The organism is Acidimicrobiia bacterium, assembly GCA_040880805.1.
Lineage (GTDB): Bacteria > Actinomycetota > Acidimicrobiia > IMCC26256 > DASPTH01 > DASPTH01.
In genome coordinates this window covers 50,974-57,292 of the sequence record JBBDHW010000068.1, presented here as the reverse complement: position 1 = coordinate 57,292, position 6,319 = coordinate 50,974, and the positions used below count along the sequence as shown (strand labels likewise).

Sequence of the window (6,319 nt, the reverse complement as noted above, 5' to 3'; positions counted from 1 at the left end):
CCCGCGCCGTCCGCGCGCAGGTTCGAATCCTGCCGAGGGCGCACTGCCGATGCTCCACATCGCCACCCAACCCCCGCGCCGTCCGCGCGCAGGTTCGAATCCTGCCGAGGGCGCACCCGGCCCTCCAGCACGCCAGCAGCTCCCTATCCGCTGAACCAGGTGCCAGCGTCGTTGATCAGGACCTGGCCGGTCATCTTCGAGCTCTCGTCCGACGCGAGGAACACGATCAGGCCAGTCATGTCCTCGGGCTCGAGCGTCGTTCCGAGTGCTGACGCGGCGCGGAGCGTGTCGATGATCGGTTCCGGCACCACCGCCTTCGTCGCCGGTGACATCGTGACCCCGGGGCACACCGCGTTCACGCGGATCCCGCGCCGACCGAGCATCTGCGCCATCTGGCGGGTCTGGTAGATCACCATCCACTTCGTGAGCCCGTAGCCCGCGGGCGCGATCGTCGGCGGCGGCGAGTCTTCGCCGGCCATGAACATCGCGGGCAGCGGGAGCGGAAACGCTGCCGTCGACGAGATGTTGACGATCGAGCCACGGCGCTGCTCCCACAGGTACGGGACCACCGCGTTCGACGCGTTGACGATGCCCATGAAATTCACGGCCAGGAAGTCGTCCCAGCTGGCCGTGAGCTGGTCGAACATGAGCGCGGCGTTGTTCACCAGGCAGTCGACGTGACCGAACTCGTCGACCACCGTCGTTCCCATCTCCGTCATCTGTTCGGGATCGGTCACGTCGGCTTTCAGAGTGAGCGCCCGCCGACCGAGTGCCTTGACGTCGTCTTCGACATCCTTCGCCTGGTCGATGCGCTTCAGGTCGATGATCACGACATCGGCGCCCTCGGCTGCCATCGCCCGCGCGTACGCGGCTCCGATTCCTTGCGCCGCACCGGTGACGATGCAGACCTTGCCGAGCAACCTGTCGCCCATGGCTACCTCCTCGATGACCGGCTTCTCGATGGCCGGCTCCTCAATGACGGGCGCAGCGTGGCCGAGCACACGCCGATTCTCAAATTCCGTGACGTGCCGGCTGGCGAACAGACCGCGACGAGCAGAGGTCAGATGCTCATCTCGTGCGCCAAGAGCTCCTGGTAGTAGCGCGCGTCGCCCAAGTTGTTCTCCCAGAACTTCGCTCGGCGCGAGAACAGCGTGAGGTCGTGGTCGACGATGAACGCGACCCCTGCATGCACCTCGTGCGCTTGACGGTGCAAGTGCGCGGCCGCCTTCTTGCCGAACGCGACAGCGATCGCGGCCTCCCGCATGTAGGACTTGCCGGCGGAGATCCGAAACGCCGCCTGCCTCGCCAAGAGGTCGGCGCGGTGGAGGTCGATCAAGATGTCCGACACCATGTACTGGACCGCCTGGTAGCGGCCGATCGGGTTGCCGAACTGCTCGCGGTCCTTCGCGTACTGATTCGTCATGTCGAGCACCGTGCGCGCCGCTCCGACGATCGTCGCGGTCTGCAGCACCGCCGCCCGCGTGGTCGCGGCCGACACGTGCTCCCACCCGCCGTCGACGTCACCCACGACGGTGTCGACAGATGTTGTCACCGCGTCGAACGTGACCGCGTACAACGCGTTCCCGGCGATGTTGGGTATCGGTGCCCAGGAGATCCCGTCGCGACGTGCGTCGACGAGGAAGAGCGTGATTCCCTCCGCCCCCGGCCCACCGCCGGTGCGCGCGACCACGAGGAAGTAGTCGGCCGACGGCGCGTACCCGACGAGCAACTTCGTCCCGTTCAGCACGTAGTCGCTGCCATCGAGTGTCGCCGAGCACGCGATGCCACCGGGACCGAACGAGCCGTCGCCCTCGAGGATCGCGGTGCTGACGATGCAACTGCCGTCCGCGATCGCCGGGATGACGCGCCGTCTCTGCGCGTCGGTGCCGACGTCGACGATCGTCCCGCCGGCGACCACGACGGTGTCGAGGTGCGGGCTCGGCACGAGGGAACGGCCCATCTCCTCGTAGATCGGGTAGAGGTCGAGGAAGCTGCCGCCCGTACCGCCGTACTCCTCGGGAGCGGCGATGCCCAACCAACCGAGGCCTGCCATCTCCTGCCAGAGGTCGGGTGCGTACCCGAGCTCGCCCGCCTCGATGTCGCGCACGACTTCCGGTGGACAACGCCGACGGAAGAGCTCCTGGGCGGATCGCTGGATGAGGAGCTGGTCGTCGTCGAGCGAGAGGTCGATGGCCACGACGCGCGGTTACCGCGGCAGACCGAGGTCGCGCGTTGCGACCACCATGCGCTTCACTTGCGACGTGCCGCCCGCGTGGTTGCCGAACGATCGCCGGTAGACGCGTTCGATCTCGCCCGCGAGCGGGGCCCACTCACCTGACTGGACCTGTCCCACGGCACCGAGGATCTCCATGCACGTCTGCGCGAACTCCGGTTGGAACTCCTTGGTGATCGCCTGGTGGAGATGTGTGCTGTACGCGCACGTTCCTTCGTAGCGGAGCACCTTCTCGATCTCGACGCTGATCGCGAGCTCGCTGAGCTGCATGCGGACGACGGGATCGTCGGCGAGCAGGGTTCCGTTCCGGGTGGTCTTCCGGCAGTACTGCACGAGTTGGTCGAGTAGCCACGCCTCACCCGCCGGTTCGGGCTCGTACTCCTGCTCCGGTCCCGGGTCGTCGCTCTCGAACACTGGGATCGGGTTGCCACCCATCCCGAACCACACCTGCTGCCAGCCCTGGTTGAGGTCTCCCAGCATCCGGTGCTGCGGCACGTGCACGTCGTCCAGGAACACGAGATTCTGACGACCGTCCGCCATGTTCAGGAGGGGCCGCAGCTCGATGCCCGGCTCGTCGATCGGTGACAGAAAATAGGTGATCCCGTTGTGGCGCTTCGCGTAGTCCGGATCGGTGCGGGCCGCGATGATGATCCAGTTGCAGTGATGGCCCGCGGTGCAGAACGTCTTCTGGCCGTCGATCACCCACTCGTCGCCGTCGAGCACCGCGCGTGTGCGCAACGACGCGAGGTCGGAACCGGAGTTCGGTTCCGTGTAGCCCTCCGCCCACATGATCTCGCCGGCGGCCATACCCGGGAGGAACTCCGCCTTCTGCTCGTCATTGCCGAGCCGCAAGATCGCCGGGCCGACCTGCATGCCGATGCCGGCGAAGCCGCCCGCACGACGGCGGTCGAACTCCTCGTGGACGATGCGCGCCTCACGACGCGACATCTCGGCGCCGCCGTACTCCCGCGGCCACGTGGGCTCCAGCCAGCGTTTCGCGCCCTGCTGCTTCCAGAACTGTCGGTAGAACGCCCAGCGGTCGGGATCCTCTTCGAAGTCCCACTGGAAGCCCTCGTACTTCGGAGGCAACTCCTCGTCGAGCCACGACCGGACCTCGCTGCGCAATGCCTCGAGCTTCGGCGTGGTCGTGTAGGTGATGTCCATCGGTTTGGTTCCCCGTATCGGCCTCGACGCAAGCTACTCGTCAGGGGACGAGTATTGCCTTGCCGGCGACTCGGCGGTGCTCGAGATCGTCGAGCGCGGTCGTCGAGGTGCAGCCAACGTGGCCCAGCGCGCCCCGAATTCGCGACCGGCGCGCGTAGTGGAACACCGCGCTCTTGGCGTCGGTGTAGCCGGCGCGGTCAGTGGGCAGTAGATGGGCGTGGCGGCGCTTCTCGGTCGCGTACTCGGCGGCGACACCGGCGTCATGCCGCAAGAGGTCCCGAAACAAGACGTGATCCAGGTGCGGCTGCTTCGCGGCCCGACCCGGCACTGACGTACTCCCAACGTGCTCGATCGTGACGCCAAGGCCGCCGAGAGCAGCTGCAAGCTCATCTCGCAGCTCCACAAACCGCTGCGGCCATGCCCGGTCGTAGTCGACCAGCCGAAGCGCGTCGTTCGACATGACACCATCAGGGCGGAATCGCGCACGGCCATACCCGACGCTCTCCAGCCACCACTCCCGACTGTCGATCTGGCGCGTCCCCTGACGTGCTTGCTCTGGCGCGTCCGACCGCGGCCTGCCCATGCAGTACACGTTGTCCGTGGTACCGAGTGTCCCTGCCTCGCCGGTGTAGCCGAGCGGCTCGGTGAAGAAGTTCTCGGCGAGTCCCGCGGGAAGGGGAAAGTGGCTGCTAGTGCTTCGGATGAACGCAGCCGCCGCACCAAGACGCTTCGCGACCGCGTCCTGGGACGCGATACCCGCTGCAGTCGACGCGGCGCCGGCGTCGAGCGCTTCGATCGCGAGCGTCGCACGCCTCGCTCGCAGGTTCGCCGTCTACGTGGTGCATCACGTCGCTCACGCGGGCTCCTGTTCGGTCGGGATTTCGTAGCGCGCCCCCGGTCGATCTGCAACACGCGGCGCTAGGGTCTGCGAGGCCCTGCGCGCGAGAGGAACGACGATGACCGGCATCGCGAGCGACATCTACTACGACCCCTACGACTTCGAGATCGACGCCGACCCGTATCCGATCTGGAAGCGGATGCGCGACGAGATGCCGCTCTACCGCAACGACCGCTTCGACTTCTACGCGGTGAGTCGATTCGCCGACGTGGAGTCGTGCTCGGTCAACTGGCAGACCTTCATCTCGGGGCGCGGCTCGGTGCTCGAGATGATCCGCTCGGGGATCGAGATCCCGCGCGGCATGATCCTCTTCGAGGATCCGCCCATCCACGACCTCCATCGCAAGCTGTTGGGCCGCGTGTTCACGCCGCGGCGCGTTGCAGAGCTCGAAGGCCGCGCCCGCCAGTTCTGCGCCAACGCGCTCGACCCGCTCGTCGGGCGCGGCGGCTTCGACTTCGTGCGCGATCTCGGGGCCGACATGCCCATGCGGCTCATCAGCGAGCTGCTCGGCATCCCCGAAGAGGATCAGATCGCGGTGCGTGACCGCATCGACGAAGGCATGCGGATCGAAGAAGGGGTGATCCCCGAGGGTGCGGACAGCCTCGTGACCGACACGGAGCACTTCGCCGAATACGTCACCTTCCGGCGCGAGCATCCGTCCGACGACCTGATGACCGACCTCATCGAAGTCACGTTCGTCGACGAGCACGGCGTCGACCGTCACCTCGACGAGGACGAGATCCTCAACTACGCGGGCCTGTTGGCAGCGGCGGGAAACGAGACCACGACGCGCCTCATCGGGTGGACCGGGTACCTGCTCTCCAAGCATCCCGACCAGCGCCGCGTGCTACTCGACGACCGCGGTCTCGTCCCCGGCGCGATCGAGGAGATCCTGCGGTACGAGGCACCGTCGCCCGTACAGGCGCGCTACGTCACCCGCGACGTCGAGCTCCACGGCACGACGGTGCCCGAGGGTGCGGTGCTGCTCCTCCTCACCGCGGCGGCGAACCGCGACGAGCGCAAGTTCGACGACCCCGACCGCTTCGACGTCCGCCGCACCATCGACCACCACTTGAGCTTCGGCTACGGGCTTCACTTCTGCATGGGTGCCGCCCTGGCACGACTCGAAGGCCGCATCGCCCTCGAAGAGGTGCTCGCGCGGTTCCCGGAATGGGAGGTCGACGACGAGCACGCCGAGCGAGTCCACACCAGCACCGTTCGCGGCTGGCACAAGCTGCCCGTGAGGACGCGATGAACGCTCGGAACCCCAAGGCTCGGAACCCCAAGGCTCGGAACAAGGTCAAGCTCGCGACGATGTCGTTGTCGGCGAGCTCACGGGATGGTGACGACGCGCCATATCTCGAGTGGCACGGGCTCGACCACATGCCGCAGCAGTACGAGATCCCCGGTCTGCTCTACGGGCAGCGGTGGGCGTCGACACCCGAATGCCGGGCCGCCCGCGCGGTGCAATCGGAGCGCTTCGGGCCCACGAACCACATCGTGCAGTACCTGTTCGGCGAGCCCGTCGCCCAGGCCATCGACGACTGGTTCACGCTCGGGGCGCACCTCGGCGAGGTCGGCCGGTTCCCGCACCGTCTCCCTGCCGTGATGCTCGGCGGTTTCGACGTCGTCACCTGTCACGCGGCGGCGAGCGCGCTGGTCACCGCGGAGGTCGTGCCGTACCGCCCGAACCGCGGCATGTACCTCGTGGTCGAACGCCCCGACGACGCGAGCGAGCCGGCCCCATGGACGGACGAGCACGTCGAGCCGCTCCTCGACATCGACGGGGTCGCGGGCATGTGGACGTTCGCTTCGGGCAGTGTGCGGCCCGACCGCCTCGACACCACCGGCTACAGCATCGCGGTGTGCTACCTCGACGGTGACCCGGTCGAAGTCGCCGGCCCCGTCGCCGAGGTCGTCAACGAGAGATGGGAGCGCGCACCGGTCACGCCGGAGCTCGCGGCGCCCTTCGTCTCGGTGCGGGCGTGGGAGTGGGACCACTTCAGCAAGCCGGGCTGATCCCG

At 67.5% G+C, this 6,319-nt stretch carries 6 protein-coding genes; 2 read left to right on the top strand and 4 right to left on the bottom strand.

Annotated features, from left to right (window positions below; translation table 11 throughout):
* Window positions 1-143 precede the first annotated feature (143 nt).
* The 4 genes from WD271_17685 to WD271_17670 form a co-directional block, all read right to left on the bottom strand.
* Window positions 144-932 (bottom strand): SDR family oxidoreductase, encoded by a 789-nt coding sequence (locus WD271_17685; GenBank protein ID MEX1009654.1) that lies wholly within the window; start codon window positions 930-932, stop codon window positions 144-146.
* A 128-nt stretch (window positions 933-1,060) separates the two neighbouring features.
* Window positions 1,061-2,197 carry an acyl-CoA dehydrogenase family protein gene (locus tag WD271_17680; GenBank protein ID MEX1009653.1) on the bottom strand — a complete coding sequence of 379 codons (1,137 nt, stop codon included), beginning with the start codon at window positions 2,195-2,197 and terminating at the stop codon, window positions 1,061-1,063.
* A 9-nt stretch (window positions 2,198-2,206) separates the two neighbouring features.
* Window positions 2,207-3,397 (bottom strand): acyl-CoA dehydrogenase family protein, encoded by a 1,191-nt coding sequence (locus WD271_17675; protein MEX1009652.1) that lies wholly within the window; start codon window positions 3,395-3,397, stop codon window positions 2,207-2,209.
* 40 nt (window positions 3,398-3,437) lie between these two features.
* Window positions 3,438-3,980: a GrpB family protein gene (locus WD271_17670; protein ID MEX1009651.1), complete on the bottom strand. Its 543-nt coding sequence runs from the start codon at window positions 3,978-3,980 to the stop codon at window positions 3,438-3,440.
* Between the two features lie 373 nt (window positions 3,981-4,353).
* Between WD271_17670 and WD271_17665 the strand changes: the two genes are divergently transcribed.
* Together WD271_17665 and WD271_17660 are read left to right on the top strand one after the other, a co-directional pair.
* Window positions 4,354-5,550, top strand: a complete 1,197-nt coding sequence (locus tag WD271_17665; protein MEX1009650.1) for a cytochrome P450 — start codon at window positions 4,354-4,356, stop codon at window positions 5,548-5,550.
* On the top strand, window positions 5,547-6,314 hold the full coding sequence (locus tag WD271_17660; GenBank protein MEX1009649.1) for a hypothetical protein: 768 nt from the start codon (window positions 5,547-5,549) through the stop codon (window positions 6,312-6,314). The genes WD271_17665 and WD271_17660 overlap by 4 nt, the downstream gene beginning before the upstream one ends.
* Window positions 6,315-6,319 lie beyond the last annotated feature (5 nt).